27 protein-coding genes and 1 tRNA gene are annotated in these 25,976 nt (G+C 41.2%); 17 read left to right on the forward strand and 11 right to left on the reverse strand.

Features of this window, described 5'->3' with window-relative positions; genetic code table 11:
• The 9 genes from JWQ54_RS11530 to JWQ54_RS11570 all read left to right on the forward strand — a co-directional run.
• Positions 1–328: hypothetical protein (locus tag JWQ54_RS11530; protein ID WP_299584732.1), on the forward strand; the 328-nt coding region annotated here is incomplete at its 5' end.
• Positions 325–801: a M23 family metallopeptidase gene (locus JWQ54_RS11535; protein WP_299584735.1), complete on the forward strand. Its 477-nt coding sequence runs from the start codon at positions 325–327 to the stop codon at positions 799–801. The genes JWQ54_RS11530 and JWQ54_RS11535, both read left to right, overlap by 4 nt.
• Positions 746–1,921: a zincin-like metallopeptidase domain-containing protein gene (locus tag JWQ54_RS11540; RefSeq protein WP_299584738.1), complete on the forward strand. Its 1,176-nt coding sequence runs from the start codon at positions 746–748 to the stop codon at positions 1,919–1,921. The genes JWQ54_RS11535 and JWQ54_RS11540 overlap by 56 nt, the downstream gene beginning before the upstream one ends.
• The gene (locus tag JWQ54_RS11545; protein ID WP_299584741.1) at positions 1,922–2,692 is read left to right on the forward strand and encodes a DUF4099 domain-containing protein; all 771 of its coding nucleotides are present in this window, start codon (positions 1,922–1,924) and stop codon (positions 2,690–2,692) included.
• A gap of 5 nt (positions 2,693–2,697) precedes the next feature.
• Positions 2,698–3,294: a hypothetical protein gene (locus JWQ54_RS11550; protein ID WP_299584744.1), complete on the forward strand. Its 597-nt coding sequence runs from the start codon at positions 2,698–2,700 to the stop codon at positions 3,292–3,294.
• Complete coding sequence (locus JWQ54_RS11555; RefSeq protein WP_299584747.1) at positions 3,278–3,736, forward strand: PH domain-containing protein; 459 nt, start codon at positions 3,278–3,280, stop codon at positions 3,734–3,736. Before JWQ54_RS11550 ends, JWQ54_RS11555 begins: the two co-directional genes overlap by 17 nt.
• Before the next feature lie 55 nt (positions 3,737–3,791).
• Positions 3,792–4,070 carry a hypothetical protein gene (locus JWQ54_RS11560; protein ID WP_299584750.1) on the forward strand — a complete coding sequence of 93 codons (279 nt, stop codon included), beginning with the start codon at positions 3,792–3,794 and terminating at the stop codon, positions 4,068–4,070.
• Positions 4,071–4,283: 213 nt separating this feature from the next.
• Positions 4,284–4,550, forward strand: coding sequence for a helix-turn-helix domain-containing protein (locus JWQ54_RS11565; RefSeq protein WP_299584753.1), 267 nt, complete (start codon positions 4,284–4,286; stop codon positions 4,548–4,550).
• 2 nt (positions 4,551–4,552) lie between these two features.
• On the forward strand, positions 4,553–4,846 hold the full coding sequence (locus JWQ54_RS11570) for a hypothetical protein (protein WP_299584756.1): 294 nt from the start codon (positions 4,553–4,555) through the stop codon (positions 4,844–4,846).
• Here JWQ54_RS11570 and JWQ54_RS11575 read toward each other — a convergent pair.
• The 9 genes from JWQ54_RS11575 to JWQ54_RS11615 all read right to left on the reverse strand — a co-directional run bounded on the left by JWQ54_RS11575 (position 4,840) and on the right by JWQ54_RS11615 (position 11,616).
• A complete protein-coding gene (locus JWQ54_RS11575; RefSeq protein ID WP_299584759.1) occupies positions 4,840–6,087 on the reverse strand; it encodes a site-specific integrase in 1,248 nt (415 codons plus the stop codon). The genes JWQ54_RS11570 and JWQ54_RS11575 overlap by 7 nt on opposite strands.
• A gap of 258 nt (positions 6,088–6,345) precedes the next feature.
• Positions 6,346–6,432: transfer RNA gene (locus JWQ54_RS11580), tRNA-Ser, on the reverse strand.
• A 189-nt stretch (positions 6,433–6,621) separates the two neighbouring features.
• Positions 6,622–7,590: a YihY/virulence factor BrkB family protein gene (locus JWQ54_RS11585; protein ID WP_299584762.1), complete on the reverse strand. Its 969-nt coding sequence runs from the start codon at positions 7,588–7,590 to the stop codon at positions 6,622–6,624.
• Between the two features lie 10 nt (positions 7,591–7,600).
• Positions 7,601–8,008: a thioesterase family protein gene (locus JWQ54_RS11590; protein WP_299584765.1), complete on the reverse strand. Its 408-nt coding sequence runs from the start codon at positions 8,006–8,008 to the stop codon at positions 7,601–7,603.
• Entirely contained in the window at positions 8,008–9,063 is a 1,056-nt protein-coding gene (gene mltG, locus JWQ54_RS11595) for an endolytic transglycosylase MltG (RefSeq protein ID WP_299584767.1), read from the reverse strand. The genes JWQ54_RS11590 and mltG overlap by 1 nt, the downstream gene beginning before the upstream one ends.
• Before the next feature lie 10 nt (positions 9,064–9,073).
• On the reverse strand, positions 9,074–9,376 hold the full coding sequence (locus tag JWQ54_RS11600) for a rhodanese-like domain-containing protein (protein WP_299584769.1): 303 nt from the start codon (positions 9,374–9,376) through the stop codon (positions 9,074–9,076).
• Positions 9,357–10,145, reverse strand: coding sequence for a PASTA domain-containing protein (locus JWQ54_RS11605; protein ID WP_299584771.1), 789 nt, complete (start codon positions 10,143–10,145; stop codon positions 9,357–9,359). The genes JWQ54_RS11600 and JWQ54_RS11605 overlap by 20 nt, the downstream gene beginning before the upstream one ends.
• A gap of 175 nt (positions 10,146–10,320) precedes the next feature.
• Positions 10,321–11,031 carry a DNA alkylation repair protein gene (locus tag JWQ54_RS11610; RefSeq protein ID WP_299584773.1) on the reverse strand — a complete coding sequence of 237 codons (711 nt, stop codon included), beginning with the start codon at positions 11,029–11,031 and terminating at the stop codon, positions 10,321–10,323.
• Positions 11,032–11,193: 162 nt separating this feature from the next.
• Complete coding sequence (locus JWQ54_RS11615) at positions 11,194–11,616, reverse strand: thioesterase family protein (RefSeq protein ID WP_299584775.1); 423 nt, start codon at positions 11,614–11,616, stop codon at positions 11,194–11,196.
• Positions 11,617–12,185: 569 nt separating this feature from the next.
• Between JWQ54_RS11615 and rpsO the strand changes: the two genes are divergently transcribed.
• From rpsO to JWQ54_RS11635, 4 genes are all read left to right on the forward strand, one after another.
• Positions 12,186–12,464, forward strand: a complete 279-nt coding sequence (rpsO, locus tag JWQ54_RS11620) for a 30S ribosomal protein S15 (protein ID WP_073400969.1) — start codon at positions 12,186–12,188, stop codon at positions 12,462–12,464.
• Between the two features lie 206 nt (positions 12,465–12,670).
• Positions 12,671–14,800: a polyribonucleotide nucleotidyltransferase gene (gene pnp / locus JWQ54_RS11625; RefSeq protein ID WP_299584777.1), complete on the forward strand. Its 2,130-nt coding sequence runs from the start codon at positions 12,671–12,673 to the stop codon at positions 14,798–14,800.
• 228 nt (positions 14,801–15,028) lie between these two features.
• Positions 15,029–15,298: a hypothetical protein gene (locus JWQ54_RS11630; protein WP_299584779.1), complete on the forward strand. Its 270-nt coding sequence runs from the start codon at positions 15,029–15,031 to the stop codon at positions 15,296–15,298.
• A 277-nt stretch (positions 15,299–15,575) separates the two neighbouring features.
• Complete coding sequence (locus JWQ54_RS11635) at positions 15,576–17,999, forward strand: ABC transporter permease (protein ID WP_299584781.1); 2,424 nt, start codon at positions 15,576–15,578, stop codon at positions 17,997–17,999.
• Positions 18,000–18,065: 66 nt separating this feature from the next.
• Here the strand turns inward: JWQ54_RS11635 and JWQ54_RS11640 are convergent, their stop codons facing one another.
• On the reverse strand, positions 18,066–18,284 hold the full coding sequence (locus JWQ54_RS11640) for a hypothetical protein (RefSeq protein ID WP_299584783.1): 219 nt from the start codon (positions 18,282–18,284) through the stop codon (positions 18,066–18,068).
• Between the two features lie 199 nt (positions 18,285–18,483).
• On the opposite strand from JWQ54_RS11640, the gene rpe reads away from it, so the two are divergent.
• The 3 genes from rpe to JWQ54_RS11655 all read left to right on the forward strand — a co-directional run bounded on the left by rpe (position 18,484) and on the right by JWQ54_RS11655 (position 21,524).
• On the forward strand, positions 18,484–19,152 hold the full coding sequence (gene rpe, locus JWQ54_RS11645) for a ribulose-phosphate 3-epimerase (RefSeq protein ID WP_299584785.1): 669 nt from the start codon (positions 18,484–18,486) through the stop codon (positions 19,150–19,152).
• A gap of 270 nt (positions 19,153–19,422) precedes the next feature.
• Positions 19,423–20,490, forward strand: a complete 1,068-nt coding sequence (gene serC, locus JWQ54_RS11650) for a 3-phosphoserine/phosphohydroxythreonine transaminase (protein ID WP_299584787.1) — start codon at positions 19,423–19,425, stop codon at positions 20,488–20,490.
• Positions 20,491–20,573: 83 nt separating this feature from the next.
• Entirely contained in the window at positions 20,574–21,524 is a 951-nt protein-coding gene (locus tag JWQ54_RS11655) for a D-2-hydroxyacid dehydrogenase (protein WP_299584789.1), read from the forward strand.
• 181 nt (positions 21,525–21,705) lie between these two features.
• Here the strand turns inward: JWQ54_RS11655 and JWQ54_RS11660 are convergent, their stop codons facing one another.
• Positions 21,706–23,103, reverse strand: a complete 1,398-nt coding sequence (locus JWQ54_RS11660) for an MBL fold metallo-hydrolase (protein WP_299584791.1) — start codon at positions 23,101–23,103, stop codon at positions 21,706–21,708.
• A gap of 460 nt (positions 23,104–23,563) precedes the next feature.
• Between JWQ54_RS11660 and JWQ54_RS11665 the strand changes: the two genes are divergently transcribed.
• Positions 23,564–25,972, forward strand: coding sequence for a glycoside hydrolase family 2 TIM barrel-domain containing protein (locus JWQ54_RS11665; protein ID WP_299584793.1), 2,409 nt, complete (start codon positions 23,564–23,566; stop codon positions 25,970–25,972).
• Positions 25,973–25,976: the final 4 nt, after the last annotated feature.

The following is a 25,976-nucleotide window of genomic DNA, read 5'->3' on the forward strand; positions in this document are numbered from 1 at the left end:
TATCGGTGTGCTGACATTAGCCTTTTCGGAAAAGGAAAATTATGTGAGGTTTCCCGAAGGCGGGGAAGCTTATTACCCTGCGGAGCAGGTAATGATGCTCAAAGATAAACAGGAGGTCTTCAACGACCTGACCAACAATGGCTCGTCCATGCCGCTCGATGATTTCAAGGCAATGTACAAGATCATGCTATTGCAGGATAGGGGAACTTCCCAGGCCTTATATTCCGCGCTGGCCATTGCGAATGATAACCCGGGTGTGCAGGAAAAGGTATTACAACCCATTCCCCCGACACAAAAACAGGAGCTGTCCAAAACGTACAGCCGATGAAACTACTGATCGGCTTCTGCCTGATCTGCCTGCCCCTCAAACATCTTAAAATAAATTCCGAATACGGTTACCGCATCCATCCGCTTACCGGCAAATATGCCATGCATGCGGGTGTCGACCTCAAAGCCCGCCATGATACCGTTTATGCTATCCTTAGTGGTTTAGTCAAATCCACCGGCTACGATAATGGCCTGGGCATCAACATCCGGTTGGCTCATGGAGCGGTTGAATCCATATACGGTCACCTCAGCCAAATTTTTGTGATACCCACCGATAGCATAACCGCTGGTGAGCCTATCGGCATCACCGGCGCTACCGGACACGTGACCGGCGAGCACCTGCACTTCAGTATCTGCTTCAGGCATCAATACATCAATCCAATTAAATTTTTATACCAACTGCTAAAAAAACAAGAAAATGAGCAAAACTTTCAAAGCACTGCCGATCCAGCTTTCAGACAAGCTGATCGGTGAAATCAAAGAGGGTAATTCCCTGTTTCAAAAACCGGTTAAAGAAAACGGCATGCCTGCCTTTGTGAAACCGATCAATCCAGTTACCGGAAAAGGCTATAGCGCCATGAATGCGCTGATCCTGGGTATGCAGCGACACGACGATCCGCGCTGGCTATCGGCAGATGCCGCCCGCTATGCCGGTAATTGGGTAAAAAAAGATGAAAAAGGCACCATTATTGAGTTTCCAAAGACCAGCGACATTCAGGCTATCCGAACAGCTGAAGGTAAGGTTATCAAAGACGATGCAGGTGTTACACAAACCAAAACGATAGAATTTGATAAACCACAGCGTGGACAGGCTTTCCTTTTTAATGGAACCCAGCTAAAGGATATGCCACCCCTGGAAGAATTTTTGGCCAAGCAAAATGAGGGGCAAACACAGTCACCAAACGAGCGCGCGGCAAAGGTGATCGAAGACAGCAAGGCGGTGATCATCCACGGCGGTCAGGAGGCTTACTATGACAAGCAACGGGACGCCATTTTTATGCCGGAACCCGAGCTTTTTGAAAACGAAACTAAATACCTGCAGGCCGCTATTCATCAGCTGGCTCACTGGACTGGTCATGAAGACCGTTTGAACCGCCCGATGGAAGGAAAATTTGGCTCAATGGATTACGCCCGCGAGGAAATGCGGGCCGCAATTGCCGGAATCCTGATCGGCGGTGAACTAAAAATCGGCCATAATTTTGGTCAGCAGGCTGCTTATATGAACACGTTTGCGAAGATATTAAAGGATGAACCATTTGAAATTGCCAAAGCGACAAGGGATGCGCAAAAGATCGCTAACTTGTTATTAGGCGTTTCACAGAAGCGGGAACAAAAGCAAGGTCCGGAAGTAGGTTTTAAACAGGGGGACGAGATTGCCTACATGGACACCACTTATAAGGTGCTCGAAACCTATAAAACCAAAAGCATCAAAGTCGAGGATGCGGAAGGGACTCGCAAGGTATTGAAGCCGGAATATGGCCTTTATAAATCCCTGTTAGAAGCTAAAACCAACCCTCGCGAACCGGAAATGGTATTGGAGGAAGAGCAGCGCCAGTCCGAAGAACAGGGCCAGCAACAAAAAATTGGACGATAAATGAACCTGGTTAATTTTCATGGAGATGATCTCCCGATCAAGGATCTGGAAACCATCGGGCTGGCCGCAGGCGGTCAGCTCCTGTTAAATGTCGATGACCTGAAAGCATTGCTTTCAGGTCGCCGCACTTCTATGCTGGAACTGCATGATCTTGAAACCGACAACATCAAGATAAAATCCATCAACGCCAAGATTTCCCTCAAATCAAACGAGGCGGGCAAATTGGACTTATTGATACATCCGATTTACCGGAAGCCGGAAATACCGGATTTTCTAAACGAAACCGAGGCCGAGAAATTGCGCAAGGGTGAAGTTGCCAGCTTACTCAAGATCACACTCGACAACCACGGCAACAAAAAGGAAATGCTGGTTGAATTTGACCCGCAAACCAAAGAATTCATCGTGTCAGATACTGACAAGATCCTCGCACCGGATATGGTTAATAATGAATTTCTGACCCCCGCTCAAAAAGAAGCCTATAAGAAGGGAAAAGAAGTACAGATTGCCGATGGTACCAGATTTAATTATTCCGGTACAGATCATCACGGCATCCGCGCCAATAAACTGGCCTTGATTGCCTCGATTTTAATTGATGGCGGCCTTTCCTATATGGTGTATAAAGGTTTAAATGCAATGTTTAATCAGAAGCGTGATCAAAAATCAGCTGAAAAATTAAGCCCCGGCTATTATGAGGCGATTAAGGATATCGAAAATCAGCATGGTTTTAAGCCGCACCAGTTTGAGCAATCCCGATCACGCAAAGCCAGGTAATACAGATGAATCGCTTACTGACAGGGCTTGGTATTCCTTTAGAAGTCCAGGCGTTTTTTAACATATCAACCGATCTTACCTTTAATTATGGTGATCAGTTTGAACGATATGATGCCGGTTTCCACATTGTCCCATCCACGCAAAACCTTTGGTTTGCCGGAACTCAAAACGCGACACATTTGATCATTACCTATTCGGTAATGGAAGCGATGGCCTTTATTACCTTTAACCGCCATCGTTTTCCCCGGCTGGAGCAATTGGCATTTATTGCCATCGGCAACAAACTGCATGTGGAACAGGGCGATTGGATCAGGCAAAGTTTTCCGGGTCGTAAGGTTATATTGGTATTTGGCAAAGAACTGGTAGGGCATATCACCGATATAAAGTTAGCAGCTGCTATAAAAAACATCCCTATCCGGATATTTTATAAGGATAGGGATTTTCATATTTATCGCAATAACTGCTTAAAGGTTTTCGATCAGGAGCAGATTTCCTTGCATGCTTTCCAGGAAGCCTTCGCCATTCGCCCCCGTTTCCGAACCGGTAAGCCGGTTCATTCATTAACTTTTTTAGATCAATTAATTTATGATGCAGAACGATGATATTTTACTAAGGCCGGCAATGCTGTTCGCATTCCTGAAAGCCTTGCCGCTCATTACGCTGGCCATCACCTTTCTTTTGCTGGCCTGGTGGCTGTCCCCTTATTTTATTTTATTCAGTATGGTGGTATGCGGTTTCGCCTGGTACAGGCTATTATATATCCGTAGTTTTCAATACCTGATCACCCATGAATATATAAGGATGACGAGCGGTATTTTCTTTAAGCGTATCGATCAGCTGGAAATGTTCAGGGTTAAGGACTACATCATCACCCAATCTTTTATTTTACAGCTATGTAAATTGATGTACCTGACCTTAAAAAGTACAGACCCTGAAAATCCGGTTATACAATTCCAGGGAATCCCTGAATCTGTCATAACGGATACTATTCGGGATAGGGTATTGGAAGCGCGAAAAAGCAATAATATTTACGAATTAAATTAAGTAAGCACTTGGAAATTACTAATCTAATTAGTAATTTTAATTAATAAAAATAATCATGAAAGCGATAGTACGAAACATCTTATTGGCCTGTATAATTTCCATGTTTGCCTTTTTTGGGGCCGTTGGAAGGAAACATACCAGTGATAAAATGACTGACGCTCAAAAGGCAGAGGCAAGGAAGGAAACTATAACCTGTTTAGCGGTTGCCTTTTTAGCCTGCGGTGCCTGTGCATGGAGATGTAACGTTCTTTATAAAAGATTAAATGAAGAACGGGAATACAAGCGCAGGTTCAATGAGTATAGTCGTAATTCTGCGTTTAACAGGCGTTATTAAATTTAATTATTAATTTGGCAACATCTTAAAGCCGGCATTCCTGCCGCGCAATTGTGATAAGGTTTAGGTTGAGAAGTTCCGGCGGCAAGCGCACGGGACTTCTCTATTTTAGACCATTACTAATCTTGGTTATGCTGCTTTTCATGCGGTATTTTCTTGATTGATAGTGCCCCCAAGTGGGATCACTAATTCCCTTCCCTCAAATAGTACCCAATGTCTATCGAAATTATAACGAAAGACGATCTCGAAGTTTTTCGTAAAACCTTGCTAAATGATATTAAACTTTTATTATCTGCTAACCATAATGATGATGATAAGGGTTGGCTAAGATGTAGTGATGTTAGAAAAATGCTTAAGATCTCAACAGGCACCGTACAAAATTTAAGAATCAGCGGCAAGCTTAAATCACAAAAAGTAGGAGGCATCCACTATTATAAACTCACTGATATTGAAAATATGATCAGTGGCAAAATCAAATAGTTATGTCGGAACTCTCAACCTTGTCAAAACTGCAGGATGACATATCCGGTGACCCAAGGGTAACGGTATGGCATATTAGTTTATATTCCTCCATTTTAAACTTATGGCAGCAGGGTGGCTTTGAAAAGCAAATTAAAGTCACCAGGAAGATCCTAATGACCAAGGCTCATTTTGGCAGCACCAGCACTTATCACAAGTGTATGAATAAGCTGATCGAATTAGGATATATCAGCTACAACCCAACCTATGACTGTTATAAAGGCAGTAGAATTGAAATCATACTGGCGGATCAATAACGATCCGCCAGTTTATTCCCCTTTTTCTTCACCAGGCTTTTTTCCAGCTGGAGCATATCCTTGCTCACCTTATAGTCCTGTGTTTTCGCATAATGCTGTGTTTGCTTAATGGAGGCATGGCCAAGCATCTTCGATACAGATTCTATCGGTACGCCGTTATTGAGCGTTACCGTAGTGGCGAAGGTATGCCTGGCGATGTGAAAGGTGAGCTCCGTCTTTACGCCGCACAGGTCAGCGATCTCTTTCAGGTAAGCATTCATCTTTTGATTGGTCAGCACCGGCAAAACCATTCCTGAAGCGACACATTTTGGATGTTCCCTGTAATTGGAAATGATTTGCCTGGCCTGGCCCAGCAACGGCAGATTCGAAGGCGAGTTTGTTTTCTGCCGCTTGATAAATATCCATTCCTTATTGTCAACGCCTTTTTTAATGTCTGATCTCCTCAGATTTCTTACGTCTGCGTAAGCAAGGCCCGTGTAGCAACTGAACACGAATACATCCCTGACAATATCCAGCCTTTCCGAAATAAAATTCCTTTCTATTATTCTAAAAAGTTCCGCCTCTGTTAGTGCCGCCCTTTCGACCGTTTTTTTGGTCAGTTTGAAGTTGGCAAACGGATCTCCGGGCAGCCATCTGTTTTTTACACAGATCAAAACTACTTTTTTAAAGTTAGCCAGGTATTTCATTGTTGTATTGTGATTGCATTTCCGCACGGTTTTTAACCAGAATGCATACTGTGAAATAAATTCGTGGTCCAGCTCTTTGATCGGCTTATCATCTACTTTATACATCCATTTGATGAAAGCGCGGGTATGTTCCAAGGACACATTATAACGGTCTATAGTACCGGTAGCGAAATCTATACCTTCCAGTGCTTTCATTTGATCGTTGTGTTGCTGGAACACTTCCATGATCATTTTTGGTTTTTCAATGTTCCCGGTTAAGATATCCTTAATAGCTAATGCTGAAATGACACTGTCAGAGTAGTTCAGCATCCGTTTCACATGAAATACATGCTGTTCAAAGGAATCAAGATACTGGTTTAATTCCTTGGACGCCTCTTTTGTCCCGATGGCCCGGCCCGCATGGGCATTCCACCGTGATTGTTCACACCTGCGCTTGGTAGAGACCTCGATGGCTTTACCATCGACGGTAATTTTCAGATAGATAAATCTGTTGTCCTGTTGTTTGTTTTTGGGCTGCTTTAAAAAGAACAATAACCCAAACGTTTTTTCTAGCATAAAACATAAATAAAAGTTAAACAAAATTACGTTTCAGCCATTCTTTTCACAAGATGCGCGTGTCGCGAACATGCTGTGATTCAAATGGTTATAAGCCATTCGTAGCGTCTTTTTGATTTTTAGCTTGATTTTGAAAAGACGCTACGAATGACGCAACAGAGTTTTGCGATTATTTGCGAGTTTTGGCAGGTATGTAAAAGAAAAAGCCCCTTAATTTCGCAATTAAGGGGCTTTTGACACTTTTGTTAATGTAATCAGCGGAGAGCTAGGGATTCGAACCCCAGGAACCTTTCACAGTTCAACAGTTTTCAAGACTGCCGCAATCGACCACTCTGCCAGCTCTCCGGGGTCAAAAGTACAAAACCATGGCGAATTGGCAAACTTGATGCAAAGTTTTTTTATTTATTTATAAGTTGCTGATTTGTTGAAGCTTGCGTGCTGTTTTTGGTTGATTTTATATGCTTTTATAAAATTTAAGGTTGCTAACACCTGTTAAAAAGCGCTTAAAAAAGCTGTTGCAACGCATTAATTTTCTCATTCGGGCGGCTTTTGACGAAAGCTGTTAAACATTGGTTTAACCTCTTTGATATTTCGCTTGGAGTATTCGATGCTTGCATTCAACTCGAAGCCTATTAGCAGGATGAGCGAGTTAAGATACAGCCATAGCATGAGTATAATGAGCCCGCCTAATGAGCCGTACACTTTATTGTATGATGAGAAGTTGTTGATGTAATAAGTAAAGCCCAGAGAAGTTAATATGGCCAATATAGTTGCCATTATGGAGCCGGTGCTTAAAAACTTCCATTTTTGTTTGTTAGCGGGCCCATACCGGTATAGCAGGGATATGGTGACAAAGAATATAACAACAATAATTAACCAGCGGGAAAGCGTAAGTAAATAGATCCAAAAATGACTCTTCTCTCTTATGTGCGATTTTAATAGGGTTATAAAAGCCTCCCCGGCTGTCATTAATGTAATTGCCGCTAAAAGCGCTACGCTGATAACTACAGTAAGCGACAAAGCTATGCTTCGCCTTTTTAACCAGGTACGCTTTTCAATAATCAGTGACGAACGGTTAAACGCCTGCATTAAATTGCTGATGCCGTTTGTGGCAAAGTACAGTGCCGATACGAACCCTATTGATAATAATTTGCCGTTGTGGATCTTTACAATATCCTCAATGGTGGCCTCGAAAGCCATATAAGCATTATAAGGTAAAACTGTCGCCAAAACCCTAAGCAATTCTGCCTGGAAATTTTTTATAGGGATGTAAGGGATAAGGGTAAACAAAAATATAGTGGCCGGGAAAAACGCCAGCATAAAATTAAATGCCAGCGCTGATGCCTTGTTCAGTAAAGTACGCTGCTGAACTTCATGTGCAAAAAAGGCAGCTACATTATACAAAGGCAAGGGGTGAAAGCCCGGTAGTATATATGACTTTGACCACCTGATAAATCTTTGGTAAAACTTAAGCCGGAGTAAAAGACGATGTGTCCACTTCATTTAATCAAACTTACTCAAAAAACAGCTTTAATTTATCGCGAAATTCCTGCGGGGCCAGGCAGGGTCGGCTGGTTTTCATGTTTATAAACACCAGGGATGTTTCGCCGATATTTATCAACTCCTGTTTTTCGTTATAAAGTTCATATTTAAAGTGGATCTTTATCCGCGGCATTTCATTCATAATAACTTTTATAGTTATTTCCTCGTCGTATAATGCCGGTTTCAGGTATTTGCAGTTAAGCTCCAAAACTGGCATCATAATGCCTGATTCTTCCATGCCGCTGTAAGTTAGGCCCAGGCTGCGCAGCATCTCCACGCGACCTACTTCATAAAACCCGGCATAATTGCCATAATACATGTAGCCCATCTGGTCGGTTTCGCCATACCGAACCCTTAATTTCGTAGAATGCTCAAACATTATTTTTTGATGTTTCTTTCATTAAGTGCCTGTTGAAATTTGCGCGCATTTACCATATGGTCGGCAACATTGGTGGCAAAAGCATGATAACCTGAAAAATCGGCTTTGGCACACATATAAATATAGTCGCTTTTCTGATAATCAAGCACGGCATTAACGGCATTAACTGATGGCATCATAATTGGGCCCGGGGGCAAGCCTGTATGCAGGTAAGTGTTATAGGGCGAATTTATAGAAAGGTACCTGGTAAGCACCCGTTTAATTGTGAAATCATTTTCGGCAAAAATAACAGTGGGGTCGGCCTCCAGCTTCATGCCCTTTTTCAGGCGGTTTAAATACAGACCGGCCACGGCAGGCATTTCGTCATCATGTAAAGCTTCTGCATCAACTATAGAGGCTAAAACAGAAACCTCTATAGGGTTAAGATTAATGGCTGCAGCCTTTTGCTTACGTTCAGGGGTCCAGAATTTTTCATAATTGGCATACATCCGCTTAAAAAACTTTTCCGGAGTAATGTTCCAGTAAAGCTGGTAGCTGTTCGGCATAAACATGGTATACACATTATCTGTTGTAAAACCATATTGCTGTATATAGCTGGTTGAATCCAGTAACCGGATGATAGCCGTTGAGTCTGGTTCTATCTTTTTGGCCACAAAGCCGGCAAACTCTTCCTTCAGCCTTAAATTATGAAACGACAAAGTAACAGGTTCCTGGGAACCAGAGGCCAGCATGTTTACTAGTCTGCGGTTGCTCATGCCATTTTGCAGGTGATAGCGGCCCGGTTTAATCCGGCTAACATAGTTCATATTTTCGGCTGCATGATAAAACGAGGCAGTATCTTTTACTATTCCCTGCTGCTTAATAGTTTTATAAACATCATTAAAATCAGCGCCGGTGTGTATGTAAAGATATTCCTGTTTGTCTGTTACATTTGGGCTAAAATATTTCAGATAGTAGTTTAATCCGGTAAATCCTATTGCTATAATAAGTATGATCACCATAGCTACAATAAATTTTCTTAAAGTTCCGCCTGATGATGCTTTTTTTGCTGTCATTGTAAAATATTTATTGTGTTAATTTTTGAAGGGCCATTAGGCCGCCGGTTAAGTTGCGTGCCTGCTGGTAGCCATTTTGAATTAATATCGCTCTTGCTGTTTCGCTTCTTAAACCTACTTTGCAAATAACAATAATTTCATCCGTTTTGTTATATCCTAAATGGTTTATGTTATTGTTTAACGCTGATAAAGGGATATTCTTGCCGCCAATGTTGTAGGTATGATATTCTATCTTTTCCCTAACATCAAGCAAATTCAGTTCTTCACCATTTTGGATCTTGGCCAATAATTCCCTACTGTTGATTGGTGACATCTTTTTTACCTTGTGAAACGGTAAGATTTATGCGCGTACCATTACTTGCCTTACTTAATGAGTCGGTTTTCATGGGTGATTGTGCTACAACAACCAAACTGGTAGAATCGGTTATAGCGCCCTGGTAAGTTATGGTGCCTAAAGTTAAGCCGCCGTTTTTTATTACAAATTTGGCCTCGTCAAAGTCCTTATTTACCAGGTCGGGGATGTCAACTTCACTTGCACCTTCGCCGTTGCCCAACACCAGGTCAATTCTTGATCCTTTTGGGATCTTGGCGCCGGCTTTTATAACCTGGCCGCCAAAGCGCATTTCCAGGATCCTGTCGCGCGCAATGTCAGATTTATAAGTTGTATCACCAACTTTTAAGCCATAGTTTGCCAGTGTTGCCACTGCCTCACGGTAAGTGTAAGGCTCCAGGTCGGGCAAAGAAATGGGAGGGGCAAGGCGGGTAACTACCGTTAAATAAATTGTCCTGTTTTCTTTAACGTTAGTGCCGGGATCAGGATCCTGCTCAATAACTGAGCCGGGGGCCTGGTCAAGTACATAAACTGAGTCAATTTTATATTCAAAGCCTTGCTCTTTTAGTAAACCCATTGCTTTTTCGGCCGACAAGCCTTTTAACTGCGGCACAGGGATGCCCGTGCCATGCCTGGTGTAAAAGCTTAAGCTAAAGAACACTATCATAAAAATAACAACTACCGAACCCACCGCTAGAAGCAGATTAGTACGGAATTGCCTGGTTTTTAAATAAGCCCAAAATTTACGCATCTGTTTTTTATAAGGATATTTGTACTCAATTTGCAATCAAACATAGTGCAAAATTTCGGAATTCGGAATTTCGATTTCGGATTTGATAATTGGAATCAGGATTGTTTTTGAGGGTTATGGAAGTTAGCTGAGACTTTAAATCCCTGGAATTTAGAGGTAGTAAATAAGAATAACCCTAACACTTTACAGTTTTCTTTTTAGCAACGGGTTTTCCCCTGCCTATTGTTTTTTGGATATAATCAGCTGCCGCTGGCACTTTGCAAGCCGTACCATTCTTATCTATCATAATGGTACCTAATTTGTTTGCAGTTGCAATGGCATCATCAGTTAAAGCGGCTATGTACGACCCCAGCGAGATTATAAAACCATTCATAGTATAACGCACACGGTTGCCGGCCGAATGGATAGTTTGTTCAACCCTGGTAAGTAACGCTTTCAAAGCCTTAATATCCAATTCATCATCTGGCTTTAGCGAAACTATATTGGAGAGTGTTGCCCAACCGGCGGCGGCAATATATTCCTTTCCGTCATTTATCCATTCACATGCCAGTTCATATCCATAATTGCTTCCAGCAGCCACCCATGGCACAGTGTACTCGCCGATGTTATTCGAAACGGCCTGGTTTACCCAGGTTTGCAAATCATCCCTGGTCATTTTTTCATCATCCGCTATCAAACCTGCCAGGTACATGGCATCGGCATTTCCTGTTGCATAAAGGTCTTTAGCAAGCTGGTAATCTTTTTTGACCTTTTGTTGGATCGTCTTTAATTGCTCTATCTTCACCCCGAAAAATGGCTCTTTAACTCCATGTTTCAGTAAGATCTTTTTTATACTATCGCTGCCCATAGCCTTAAGGTCAGCCATAATTTCTTTTACCTCCATCATGATATTTATGCTAACTCTTTGTTGCCATGAATATATCAAATTTTATAGCTATTAAAATTAAAAAATAACAATTTTACGGCATAAAACTGTTAGCAGGATTAGATTTTATGGGTATAGCAGAAACTTAACTAGCCTTGAAAATAGTAAATACTTCCATGAAAATCAGATTAAATACTGCTCAATAACATCCCCCGGGATCTTTAATCCCCGGCCGGTTGCCATGTCAATCATTACATAATCAAAATAGCCGTCGCAGCAGATTTTTCCGGTTGCTTTGTTGGTGATACTGAACTTTACACGGCAGCCTTTATCGTTTATAGTTTCTATGCCGGTTTTCACTATAAAGTAGTCGCCCATAGTTAGGGCGCGTTTATAATCAACGTGCGCAGTACTCACCACCCAACCAAAACCCCGCTCTATGAATTTTTCCATTGCCATGCCATAGCAGCGTTCCATTTGATCATACCGGGCGGCCAGCACATAATCAAAGTATTTGCTGTTGTGGACGTGATGAAACATATCAATATCATCAGGCCGTACACGGAATTCAGTTTCGAAGGTGGAGAGAGTAGGAGGTGTTTCCATGGGGTATAAAGGTAAGAAATGATGCGCAGATGTGCGAATGTGCAAATGTGCGGATGGCTGTTTTAAACAGAGTTATTTTAGTAGTTACCTATCCTGTATTGTCGCCTGCCTTTCCGCCGGCAGGCTGTGAGGACACAGCCTGTGGGGTTGAGTTAGATTATGTTTAGTGGTGGATTTTGCATTAGCGATAGCAGCGGATACCGGCCTCGCGCCTAAGGCTCGTGGCGTATGAGCGGATAGCGCGGCCCCGCTTCTACCAGCGGGAAACGCCCATGTCCTTTTGAAACTTGATTGAAGGATTAAAAGATGACCATTAAAAATAAAGCAGCCAAAATCCTCAAATCAGGAAAATTATGGTTCAGAAAATAACGCGCAAACAGACGCGAAGCATCGCGTCTCTACCACACATACTATAAATTTTTTCAATACACCAATATAACAACTACAACCAATATAACAACAACAACCATTACAACTTATCCGACCCACCCCTTGTATATTCCACAAACAAAACTTACCTTTGCACCCACAATTAATAGAGTTATTTACGCTTTAATATTATTCACGTAATGTATTTAAGTTCAGAAGCAAAGGCAGAGATCTTTGCAAAACATGGTAAAAGCGCTGCCGATACAGGTACAGCGGAAGGTCAGGTGGCATTGTTCACTTACCGTATTGCACATTTAACCGGTCACTTGAAAAAAAACAAACATGATTTTTCAACCCAGTTATCACTGCAAAAATTAGTAGGTAAACGTCGTGCATTACTTGCATACCTGTTCAAAAAAGACATTGAAAGATATCGTGCTATCATCAAAGCCCTACAGCTAAGGGATATCATCAAATAACTTTTCTTATTTTTTTATAAAAAGCCGTCCGATTTATCTGGATGGCTTTTTTACTTTGGAAAACATTATAAGCCGCTTATAAAAAAATTAAAAGCTTATAATTTCTTCGTTGCCGGTAAAAGGCAAATTATAGAACGAAACTATATACACACACATAAAAACCGATGCGCTCCGAAAGATGAAAAGCGCATCAAAACGAAAAAAAGATGAGTTTAAACGTAATTAAAAAGGTTATTGATTTAGGTGACGGCCGCACCATTGAGATCGAAACCGGTAAGCTGGCCAAACAAGCCGATGGCTCTGTAGTAATTAAAATGGGTGATACCATGTTGCTTGCTACTGTAGTATCATCATTGGAAGCAAAAGAAGGAGTTGATTTTTTACCCCTATCTGTTGACTACCAGGAAAAATATGCTGCCACGGGACGGATCCCGGGTGGGTTTTTACGCCGCGAGGCCCGTTTATCAGACTACGAGGTTTTGATCTCGCGTTTGGTTGACCGTGCTTTACGCCCAATGTTCCCTGAAGATTATCACGCTGATACACAAGTGATGATCTCTTTGATTTCTGCCGATAAAGATATTATGCCTGATTGCCTTGCAGGTTTGGCGGCATCAGCAGCTTTATCAGTTTCTGATATTCCTTTTAACGGCCCTATCTCTGAAGTACGTGTTGCTAAAGTTGATGGACAGTTGATCATCAACCCAACATTAAGCCAGCTGGCTAATGCTACTTTAGAATTTATTGTAGCAGGCAGCGAGCATGACATTAACATGGTTGAAGGTGAATCAAAAGAGATCCAGGAAGAAGAGCTGGTTGAAGCAATTAAATTTGCGCACACTGCTATCAAGATTCAGTGTTTAGCACAAAAAGAACTGACTGCGGAGGTTGGTAAAACGGTTAAACGTGTTTACAGCCACGAGAACAGCAATGAGGATTTAAAGAAAGCCATTTATGCTGCTACTTATGAGCAGGTTTATGCTATCGCATCTTCTGCATCTGCGAAGGATGAGCGTTCAGCTAAATTTAAGGAAGTGCGCGATACTTACATCGCAACTTTAGGTGAGATTGATGACGTTACCAAATTTCTTGCTAAAAAATACTACCATGATGTTGAGTACGACGCTATCCGGAACCTTGTATTAGATGAAGGCAAACGTTTAGACGGCCGTTCAACTACCCAGATCCGCCCGATATGGAGCGAGATTGGTTATTTGCCATCTGCACACGGTTCTGCTGTGTTCACCCGTGGCGAAACACAATCATTAACCACAGTTACCTTAGGTGCTAAGGATGACGAGCAAATGATTGATGGTGCCTTCATTAATGGCTATCAGAAATTCCTTTTACATTATAATTTCCCTGGTTTCTCAACAGGTGAAGTTCGCCCTAACAGGGGAGCAGGCCGCAGAGAAATTGGTCATGGTAATTTGGCAATGCGCTCGTTAAAACGTGTATTGCCTGCTGAAGATGAGAATCCTTATACCATCCGTATCGTATCTGATATTTTAGAATCAAACGGTTCGTCATCAATGGCTACGGTTTGTGCCGGTACATTGGCGTTGATGGATGCAGGTGTTAAGATCACTGCGCCGGTATCAGGTATTGCAATGGGTTTGATCACCAATGAAATGGGTACTAAATATGCTATCCTTTCTGATATTTTAGGTGATGAAGATCACCTGGGTGATATGGACTTTAAAGTAACCGGTACTGAAAAAGGCATTGTTGCGGTACAAATGGACCTTAAGATAAACGGACTATCATACGAAGTTTTAACCAATGCGTTGAACCAGGCTAAAGATGGTCGTTTACACATTTTAGGCGAAATGGCTAAAACCATTACCGTTCCGCGCGAAGATTACAAACCACATGCTCCGCGCATTATCACTATCCGTATTGATAAAGAATTCATTGGTGCGGTTATCGGACCTGGTGGAAAGATCATCCAGGAAATGCAACGCGAAACCGGTGCTACTATCTCAATTGAAGAAGTAGGTAACCAGGGCGTTGTTCAGATCTTTGCAGATAACAAGGAAGCTATTGATAAAGCGGTATCACGTATCAAAGCTATTGCTTCAAAACCTGAGGTTGGCGAAATATATGAAGGTAAAGTAAAATCAATAATGCCTTTCGGCGCATTTGTTGAAATTATGCCGGGTAAAGACGGTTTACTGCATATCTCTGAAATTGATCATCGCAGAATTGAAACAATGGACGGGATCTTTGAAATTGGCGACGAAGTACGCGTTAAATTGCTTGATGTTGATAAGCAAGGTAAATTGAAACTTTCACGTAAAGTTTTGCTGCCACGCCCGGAAGCGCCTAAGAATTAGTAAGTAGTTGATTGGGTTAGATTAAGTTGATTGAGTTAAATGGTTTTTAACTTAATCACTCACTCAATTAACTTAGTCAACTAATTTTAAATATTAAAACCCTCAATATGAGGGTTTTAATATTTAAAATTAATTAATTTCATTTTTTTAAAACAAAAAGGAGCTTTTTCAACTTCAATAAGTTTGAAGTTGACTGATAAAACCGTTAAGTCCGATCCCTGATATAAAATGGCTTCTACTAATAACGATCCTTTAGATTTTATCAATAATTCACCGGGTATACAATCGGGCTCACAGGCGGATTTAGTACAGTTGTTATTATATGAAATTATAAGGGTTAAAGAACTTATTATCTATTACGATTCCATCCCAAATGGAGGTGGCCAGCTTGGCTCGTCTATCTTGAATGAGCTTGTTTCAGAAGCTTACAACTCCCTCGTGAACTATGATACCGTTTTAATGCAGAAATATTATGATCTGCTGTTGAACTGTGATTAGCGCTTCGCAGTGGTTAGAGATTAGAGATTAGTTTTTTGAAGTCTGAAAGAAGGAGATTTATTTCAATATTTACAACTCCTGTAACTCTCAAAACGTCTACAACCTTTACAACATCTACAACCCTTACAACCTTTTCACAATCCTCCGCAAACGAACACTCCGCTGCATCAAAACCGAACGTTTTTATTTACGATTTTTATTTTATTATTTTGATTTTCAATTAGTTAAAATAATGGCATTGTGTTGGCTATTCAGCATTTATAAATATATATGCATTATGTTTACCAACTACTTTAAAATAGCATTCAGAAATCTTTGGAGGAACAAGGGCTTTTCTGCCATAAATATTTTCGGGCTGGCTATTGGCCTTGCAGTTTGCTTGTTGATCACGCTATTTGTTGTGGATGAATTAAGCTATGACAGGTATAACCTAAACGCCGATCGAATTTACCGGGCAAATTCGGATTTTAAAGTAAATGGCGGCGATTTTAAAGACAGGGAAACACCGGCGCCTATGGCGTCTGTGTTGATGAAGGAATACCCGCAAATTGAGCAGGCTACCCGGTTAAGGAATAATGGAAAGACCCTGGTAAAAAAAGGAAATGAAACCCTTACTGAAGATGGCAGCATTTACGCTGATGTTAATTTATTCAAAGTTTTTACTTTGCCAATTATAGCGGGCGATTCCAAAACAGCATTGGCTCAGCCGCATTCATTGGTTATTTCTGAATATATTGCAAGGAAGTATTTTAACACAATCGACGTTATTGGTAAAACACTGCATCTTGATAACACCGATGATTATAAAATAACCGCGGTTATAAAAAATACGCCGCACCAGGCGCATCTTCATTTTAACTTAATTAAGGCAATGTCCGGCTGGCCATCAAGCAACAGTACCGAGTGGTTAAATGTAAATTATATTACCTATATATTAGTACGTAAGGGCATTACCCAGCAGGACCTGGACGGGTATTTAAGGCAGATGACAAAAAAGCATGCCGGGCCCGAATTAGTGAATGCCATCCATAGCTCCATAGCCGACCTGGAAGGGAAAGGTGATCATTTCAGGTTTGTTACCATACCCTTAACAAAGATCCATCTTTACTCAACCTTAGCGCAGGAGCAGGAACCATCGGGTAATGTGCAGTATGTTTATATGTTTATAATCATAGCTGTATTCATATTGCTTATAGCCTGCGTTAATTTCATGAACCTATCAACGGCCCGCTCCGCAGGCCGGGCCAGGGAAGTAGGTGTGCGCAAGGTTTTAGGGTCTAGTCGTGGTACGCTGATCTGCCAGTTTTTAATTGAATCAACACTTACCAGCTTTATAGCGTTAAGCATCGCACTGTTTATTGCCGCGTTACTACTTCCTTATTTTAACCAGCTGTCGGGCAAGCAAATAACGCTCGACTTGCTTGGGACCGTTTGGCTTGTACCGTGCCTGTTAGCGATCACAGTTTTTATCGGTCTTATGGCGGGGCTTTACCCGGCATTCTTTATGTCGGCTTTTCAGCCTGTCGAAGTTTTAAAAGGAAGGCTGGCATCCGGATTTAAAGGCAGCTGGCTGCGCAATAGCCTGGTGGTTTTTCAATTTGCTACAGTAATAATGCTGATTGTGGGCACCCTGGTAATATATAATCAATTAAGCTATATCCGTAACAAAAAACTGGGCTATAACCGCGAGCAGGTTTTGGTGCTGCATAACACTGCATCGCTTTACCTGCGTGCAAAATCATTTAAGCAGGATGTGCTGAAACTGGCAGGCGTACAATCAGGCACCATATCCTCTTTTTTACCAACCGGTATTAATACAAATACGGAAGGTTACAGCAAGGATGCTACTAACAGCCCCGGGCAGTTTACTGCTATAAACACATGGTATATTGATGAAGATTATATCCCAGTACTTGGCATGAAAATGTTAAAAGGCCGAAATTTTTCAAAAGGAACCCTGACGGATTCAACAGCAGTTATTGTTAATGAAACAGCGGCTAATCTATTGGGTTTTCGCGATCCGCTTAATAAAAAGATTTTCAGGGGAATAGCTGACAACCACCTGATGCTTAATGTAATTGGCGTGGTAAAGGATTTTAACGCGGGGTCGTTACGCAGCAAAATTGAACCGCTTATTATGCGGTTGGGCGATGACCGCGGATCAATGGAGTTCAGGGTAAGTACGAAAAATTTACCTGCGTTAATTTCACAAATTGAAACACTTTACCATTCGGCGGATGCAAATATGGCCGGGCAGCCGTTCTCGTATTCGTTTATGGATGATGACTTTAACCATATTTACCAGGATGAACAAAATACCGGGAAAATCTTTATGTCGTTTGCGTTTTTTGCTATATTAATAGCATGTTTGGGTTTATTTGGGCTGGTTACTTATGCAGCAGAGCAACGCACCAAAGAAATTGGCGTTCGCAAGGTATTAGGCGCAAGTGTAACCAGTATTGTAAGTATGTTATCTGTTGATTTTCTGAAACTTGTAGTTATCGCTGCAGTTATAGCTTTTCCCATTGCATGGTATGCTATGAACAGTTGGCTGCAAGGCTTTGCATTCAGGGCTCCCATTAATTTGTGGGTATTTGTTGTTGCCGGGTTGTTGGCTGCGGTAATAACACTGGTAACTGTAAGCTTTAGGGCTATAAAAGCCGCCCTGATGAACCCGGTAACGAGCCTGAAAGCGGAGTAATCGAAAATGAAGCATAGAAATAGAAGTTTCTAAAACTTCTATTTCTATGATCTGTTTAACACGGTATTAACCGTTAGGGCATATCACATACCAGCCACTCAGAGGTGAACATGTAGTACTATGAGTGGTAACACATGTGGCAAACGCAGAGTATGATGTGCCAAAATGCCCGCAATTTGGATTGCAAGAGCTGTAAACAGCCGGACAATCATCAGTGCCTCCTTTTATTTTTGAAAGTTCAGCACGGCTTAAAGGCTCTAGTCCAATTTTTTTGAAATTTTTCATGATTTTTTATTGAATAAGGTTTTAAATTTTTTTAAATATAAATTTTAAAAGTATTATTAACTAATAATTGTTAAAATACATAATGGTTAATAATAGGTGAACTTATGAATTGATATCATAAGTTTAAGCCCAATGTAAATTCTTCCTCCGGCCCTTCAGCCTTTCCCGACTTTCAGACAAAACAACTATCTTTACACCCATGAACCATCTGATAGCGCCATCAATTTTAGCGGCTGATTTTGCCAACCTGCAACGCGATATTGAACTGATCAACAAAAGCGATGCGGATTGGATCCATGTTGATATTATGGATGGTATGTTTGTGCCCAATATTTCTTTTGGTTTTCCGGTTGTTACTGCTGTTAAAAAGCATGCAGCAAAGCCGCTGGATGTGCACTTAATGATAGTTGACCCTGACCGTTATTTAAAAAACTTTAAAGAAGCCGGAGCTGCAGGGATGACGGTACATTATGAAGCATGTCCTAATTTGCACCGTACTGTTCAATACATTAAAGAGCTTGGCTGTCGTGCAGGGGTCGCGCTTAATCCGCATACTCCCGTTGCATTGCTTGAAGATATAATAGGAGAGCTTGATATGGTATTGATCATGTCTGTTAATCCCGGCTTTGGCGGCCAGAAGTTTATAGAAAATACTTATAAAAAGTTAAAAGACATTAAAGAGTTGAGCAGCCGGAAAAAACCTGGTTTATATATTGAGGTAGATGGTGGTGTTGATGGCAGTAATGCGGCTAAACTGGTTGAAGCAGGCGCTAATGTTTTGGTAGCCGGCAACTCCGTTTTTTCAACACCCGATCCCTCGGTGGCGATCACCAATTTAAAAAAATCAGGCGCCTTATCGCTATCGTGATGTAACGCTGATAATAATTGCCCTGAATTTTTTTAATATTTAAAATTCTAAGCTTCATTTGTAAGCTAATTGTATGATTTTTCAAAAAAAGCAAATAATCTCAATAAATATTGTCAAATTAATTAACTTCGGCCCGTCTTAATACCGATTTGTTAATTAGTTGTAATTCAACAAAACCGATCTATAAACCAAAATGAAATCATCGGGAGCAAAGCTCAATGCAATACAGGCTCACGATAGCTTCATTCATCATTGAAAAAATTAAATAAAATGAAACATAATTTTGGCGCCGGACCAGGCATTTTACCGCATGAAGTTTTAAAACAGGCAGCAGCAGCAGTTGTTGATTTTGGGGGAATCGGACTTTCTATATTAGAGATTTCGCATCGCTCGCCTGAGTTTGAATCTGTTTTGGACGAGGCGGTAAAACTGGTAAAAGAATTATTCGGCGTACCCGAAGGATATTCCGTTTTGTTTTTACAAGGCGGTGCCAGCACGCAATTTGCATTAGCCCCTTATAATTTATTGCCTGAGGGTGGTAAAGCTGCATACCTTGAAACAGGTGTATGGGCTAATAAAGCATTAAAAGAAGCCAAGTTTTTTGGCGAGGTAGAAGTAGTTGCCACATCAAAAGAGAAAAACTTTACTTATATCCCAAAAGATTATAAGATCCCGGCTGATGCGGCATATTTTCACATCACATCAAATAATACTATTTACGGAACGCAATTGCAACAGTTCCCTAAATCACCTGTTCCAGTGGTTTGCGATATGTCGTCAGATATCTTCAGCCGCAAAATTAACGTTGCTGATTTTGGATTGATCTACGCAGGAGCACAAAAAAATATGGGCCCGGCAGGTGTAACGCTGGTAATAGTTAAAGATTCCATCTTAGGCAAAACAGGCCGTAAGATTCCTGCCATGTTTAACTACCAGGTTCAAATTGAAGGCGGATCAATGTATAACACCCCGCCGGTGTTCGCTATATATGTATCAATGCTAACCCTTAACTGGCTAAAATCAAAAGGCGGTGTGGAAGCAATTGAAAAAGAGAACATAGCTAAAGCAAGGGTATTATACGAGGAAATTGACCGCAATCCATTATTTAAACCGGTTTGCGAAGTTGAGGACCGTTCGCACATGAATGTTTGTTTTGTGATGGAAAACCCTGAGCACGAAAAACCATTCCTTAAGCTTTGTGATGATAAGGGAATAATCGGCATTAAAGGCCACAGAAGCGTTGGCGGTTTCCGGGCTTCAATTTATAACGCATTGCCTATCACCAGTGTTTATGTACTGATTGATGCCATGCAGGAATTTGCAGAAAAGAATAAATAGTGATTAGAGGTTAGAGACTGGAGATTAGTTAATATCTGCAGCTGCCTAACCTCTGATCTCCAATCACTAATCTCTAATACAACATGATCAAAATATTAGCTAATGATGGTATCGATCCGATAGGAAAAAAAATGCTGGAGGATGCCGGTTTTTTTGTAGATACGAATAACATACCGCAGGAAGAATTGCCTGTAAGGTTACAGGAATATGATGGTATTACTGTACGCAGCGCTACCAAGGTGCGTAAAGCATTAATTGATGCTTGCCCTAACCTGAAACTGATTGGCAGGGGCGGAGTTGGTGTTGATAATATTGATGTGGATTACGCCAGGGAAAAAGGCATCGGCGTGTATAACACACCTGCGTCATCATCATTATCAGTAGCCGAATTGGTATTTGCACAGCTTTTTGGCTGTGTGCGTTTCTTGCCTGACAGCAATCGCAAAATGCCTGTTGAAGGTAATACCAAGTTTAACGATCTGAAAAAAGCTTATGCTAAAGGTATTGAGCTGCGCGATAAAACTTTAGGCATAGTAGGTTTTGGCCGTATTGGCCGCGAGGTGGCAAAAATTGCTATCGGCGTAGGCATGAACGTTTTGGCGTATGATCTTTATCCATTCAGCCCGGAGCTTGAACTTACTTTAGGTGGCGGAACGAAAGTTAAGGCAGCTGTTAAAACAGCCACGCTGGACGAAATCATCAAAACTGCAGATTTCATTACCTTGCATACACCATTTGTAGATAAAGCATTAATTGGTGCAGAAGAATTAGCGCAAATGAAAAAAGGGGTTGGCCTGGTGAACATTTCACGCGGCGGTTTAATTGACGAACTTGCTTTGGTTGATGCGTTGAACAGCGGCCAGGTTTCATTCGCAGCTTTAGATGTATTTGATAATGAACCAACACCTCGCGAGGAAATAATCAAACATCCTAAAATCTCATTAACACCGCATATTGGAGCTGCTACCAACGAAGCACAGGAACGGATTGGTGTAGAACTGGCCAGTTTGATAATAGGGCATTTTAATAAGTAATTGACACGAATGGTCACGAATTAATTCGAATTACACGAATTTTTTAATAGGCATTAATTGTCACGATTTTAGTCGAATTACACTAATCTGCTTTGATAGTGTAGTTCGATTTTTTATTTCGGTTAATTGACGCCTGCAATTTCTAATTAGTGTCCACTCAAATTCGTGTAATTCGGAAAAATTAGCGCAATTCGTGTTTAACTCCTTTTTCCGGGATAGTTACGGAATACCCCTCAACCTCCAGCGCATCCGCTAAAGCCTGCATACTTGATACCTCCCCATGCACCAGGAACACATTTTTGAGCTTTGTTTTATCCTGCTGCTTTACTGTGTTAACAAGATCGTCATGATCACCGTGGGCACTTAGAACGTCTGTTTGTTTAATGGTTGCATAAACGGCCAGGTCGCGGTCTTTAATGTGTACAATGGAATCACCGCGTAATAACCGGTGACCCAATGTTCCTTTGGCGCAGTAGCCTATAAAAAGTATGGTGCAATAGTAATTTTGGATGTTATAAAAAAGGTGATCCTGGATCCGGCCGCCTTCCAGCATCCCGGCGGATGAGATAATAATACAAGGTTCGTAATAGTTGGATACCTGCCGACTATCTTTAAGTGATTCCACGTAGATCAGGTTGTCAAACTCAAACTCATCACCCTGTTTCTGATAAAATTCCTGTGCTTCCTGGTTTACCAGGTAGTGGTATTTACGAAATACTTCGGTTGAGCGCGTTGCCAGCGGACTATCAACAAATACCTTTACCGGAGGCAATAAACCGCTGCTGAAGATCTTATTCAACGCATAAACCAATGATTGTGTGCGGCCAATACTAAAAGCCGGAATTATTAACCGCCCTTGTTCTTTTATACACGCTTTCTCAATAGTTTCAACAAGCGCCTGCTCAACAGTCTTGTCTTTGGTATGCAGCCTGCCGCCATAAGTCGACTCTGTAACCAGGTAATCAACAGGTGGCAATGATTGCGGATCATCAAGCACCGGGTAGTTTTTACGGCCTATATCCCCGGTAAACGCAATTGATTTCTCAACTCCATCTTCATTAGTTACCTTAAATATCGCAGCAGCAGCACCTAATAAATGCCCTACAGGGATAAAAGTAAGCTCAATACTGCCGTTAATGCGGAATGGCCTGTCAAAACCTATAGTTACGAAACGATCAACCGTATCCATTACATGCTTTTGCAGATAAAGAGGTTGAGCGCCTGTATTAAATTTCCCTTTGCGGTGTTTACGCCCTTTATCAGCCTTACGCATAAATATATTTACCGAATCGAGCAATAATAGTTCAGTCAGATCGGCAGTAGGTGGGGTGCATAAGATCTGCCCTTCAAAACCCAAACGGACAAGCGTAGGTAAATTACCCGAATGATCAATATGTGCATGGGTTAATATAACAACATCTATTTCTTCGGGCCTAAAGGGAAAGTTCTCGTTTGCCTGTATGTTCCGGTCCTTCTCGTAATCAAGCCCGCAATCTATCAATATTTTAAATTGGCCAACCTCCAGCAAATGCATGCTCCCGGTTACCTGTTGCGCTGCCCCGTATATAGTTAATTTCATTGTTTTCGTTCATTTGTTCATCGGTGTCATTAGTTCATTGGTAATATCGCTTTAAATATTAAAGCAGACTAACGAACTAATGAATAAGTAAATCAATGAACCAACTACAAACTTATTATTAATGTTGTAACATTTTATGCTGAAATAACATTACAGGCAAAGTTTTTGCAAAAGGTGTAATGATTTGATTAACCGCGATAAATTAACCTGTTTTAGTAATTGTTAAACAATTAGCCATGATAAACCAAACAACCTACAGTGGATGGATGAGCTAAACTTGGAAGAAGCTGCAGAAATTGCTGAGTTTATTAAAAATTACAAAGATCCAGCCGAAGCAGACCCTGATCTGTTACAATCGCCGCAATAATTGTTCTTTTAACAATAATAATATTGATATAAGTAGGATTTATAAGATTAGTGATTAAATTTATCCATCAATTATCACTAACCTGATTATAAAATGCTTAAGAGAATATTTTTTGTAGCCTTACTGGTGCTGATCCGTATTGGTGTATTCGCTCAAAATAGCGGGACTACTTTATTTGATGACAATTGGTCTTTTTATCGTGGTGGTGCGTTAAGCGCCGAAAATGAAAGCTATGATGATGCCAAATGGAAAAGGGTTGATCTTCCGCACGATTGGAGCATTGAGGACCTGCCAGGCACTTCATCACCATTCACTCAAAATGCAATAAGCCAGGTAGGTGGAGGGTTTACAATCGGCGGCACTGCCTGGTACCGCAAAACTTTTACTGTACCCACAACTCAAAAAGGGAAACGCTTAATTATTCAGTTTGATGGTGTTTATATGAACTCCACAGTTTTTATAAACGGGCACAATTTAGGTACGCATCCTTATGGCTACACCAGTTTTTGGTATGATATAACTGACAAAATAAAGTTTGGCCAAAAAAATATTATCGCCGTTGAAGTAAAAAACGAAGGGCAAAATACGCGCTGGTATTCAGGTTCGGGAATTTACCGGCATGTATGGCTAAAAGTAACCGATCCGGTACACATGGCCCAATGGGGAACATTTATTACTACACCAGAAGTTAGCGCGAAAGCTGCAAAAGTTAATATTAAGACAAATGTATTAAATGGAACTACAGCAGAACAAAAAATTAAGCTGATTACGAAGATCTTAGATCAAAAGAATACCACAATAGCGACCGTTGAGGCTGACGAATTAATTAAAGCTGGGGCATCGTTTGAATTTAAAAAGGATATTGATATTGCTAATCCTGAATTATGGTCGAGCGAGGCGCCTTCATTATATACTGCTGTTACCGAAGTTTATGTAGATGGGAAATTAACAGATGAGCAGAGAACAAGCTTCGGGATCCGTAAAATTTCCTTTGATACGGAGAATGGTTTTCAGCTAAATGGCAGAACTGTTAAATTAAAAGGTGGCTGCGTCCATAATGATAACGGGCCGCTTGGCTCAAGAACTTACGACCGGGCTGAAGAACGGAAAGTTGAGCTTTTAAAAGCCAGCGGGTTTAATGCCATAAGATGCGCACATAACCCGCCAAGTCCTGCTTTTCTGGAAGCCTGCGATCGTTTGGGCATACTGGTTATTGATGAGGCCTTTGATGCCTGGAAATATGGTAAAAACCCGTACGACTATCATTTATATTTTAATGATTGGTGGAAAAAAGATATTGAAAGCATGGTTAAGCGCGATCAAAATCATCCAAGTATAATTATGTGGAGCATAGGTAACGAGGTGCCCGAAAAAGGAACTCCCGAAGGTGCAGAAACCGCAAAACTTTTAGCAGATTATACCAGGGAACTTGACCCAACAAGAGCGGTAACATCAGCTGTTAATGATATTAAAGAAGATAAAGACTCTTACTTTGCTACTTTAGATGTAAGCGGATACAATTATGCTGTTAATACCTATGGGCATGAGGCAAGCACATACGAGGCCGATCATAAACGCATTCCAGGCAGGATAATGTTTGGGACTGAATCATTCCCAATGGAATCATTTGGCAACTGGATGGAGGTAACGGACCATCCTTATGTTTTGGGCGATTTTGTATGGACGTCATTTGATTATATAGGCGAGGCAAGTATTGGCTGGTTGGGTTATCCGCAAGGCACAAGCTTTTATCCATGGAACCTGGCGTATTGCGGTGATCTCGATATTTGCGGATGGAAACGCCCACAATCTTATTATCGCGATGCACTTTGGAAAAAAGATCAGCTATCAATTTTTATTACCGCGCCTAAACCATCATTCGCCCTGAATCCAAAAACTGCATCATGGTCAAAGTGGAATTGGTTTGATGTTGTTGCCGATTGGAACTGGAAAGGATATGAAAATAAGCCATTAACGGTAAATGTGTATTCATCGTGCCCACAGGTGGAGCTGTTTTTAAATAACAGATCATTAGGGAAAAAAGAAACAAATCGCGCTACAAAATTTATGGCAAGCTGGAATGTACCTTATCAGCCCGGCACATTGACAGCCATAGGTTATGATGGAGACAAAAAGGTTAATACTTCAACACTACATACTGCTGAAGCACCTTCCATAATCAAATTATCAGCAGATAGAACAAGGTTAAAGGCAAACAACCAGGATCTAAGTTATATTACCGTTGAGCTTACAGATGCAAAAGGTAACTTAAATCCGCTTGCCAATAGCCTGATTCATTTTAAAATTGAAGGCCCCGGTACCATAGTTGGTGTTGGCAATGCTGATCCTGAAAGTGTGGAAAGTGATCGGCTGCCACAGCGCAAGGCATGGCGGGGAAAATGCCTGGTTATTATAAAATCAACAGGTAAACCCGGTGATATAATATTAAGAGCAAGTGCAGATAAACTAACCGGTAAAACTGTAATTTTGCACATTTATTAAATTA

Source organism: Mucilaginibacter sp., assembly GCF_028288225.1.
In the GTDB taxonomy this organism is placed as follows: Bacteria; Bacteroidota; Bacteroidia; order Sphingobacteriales; family Sphingobacteriaceae; genus Mucilaginibacter.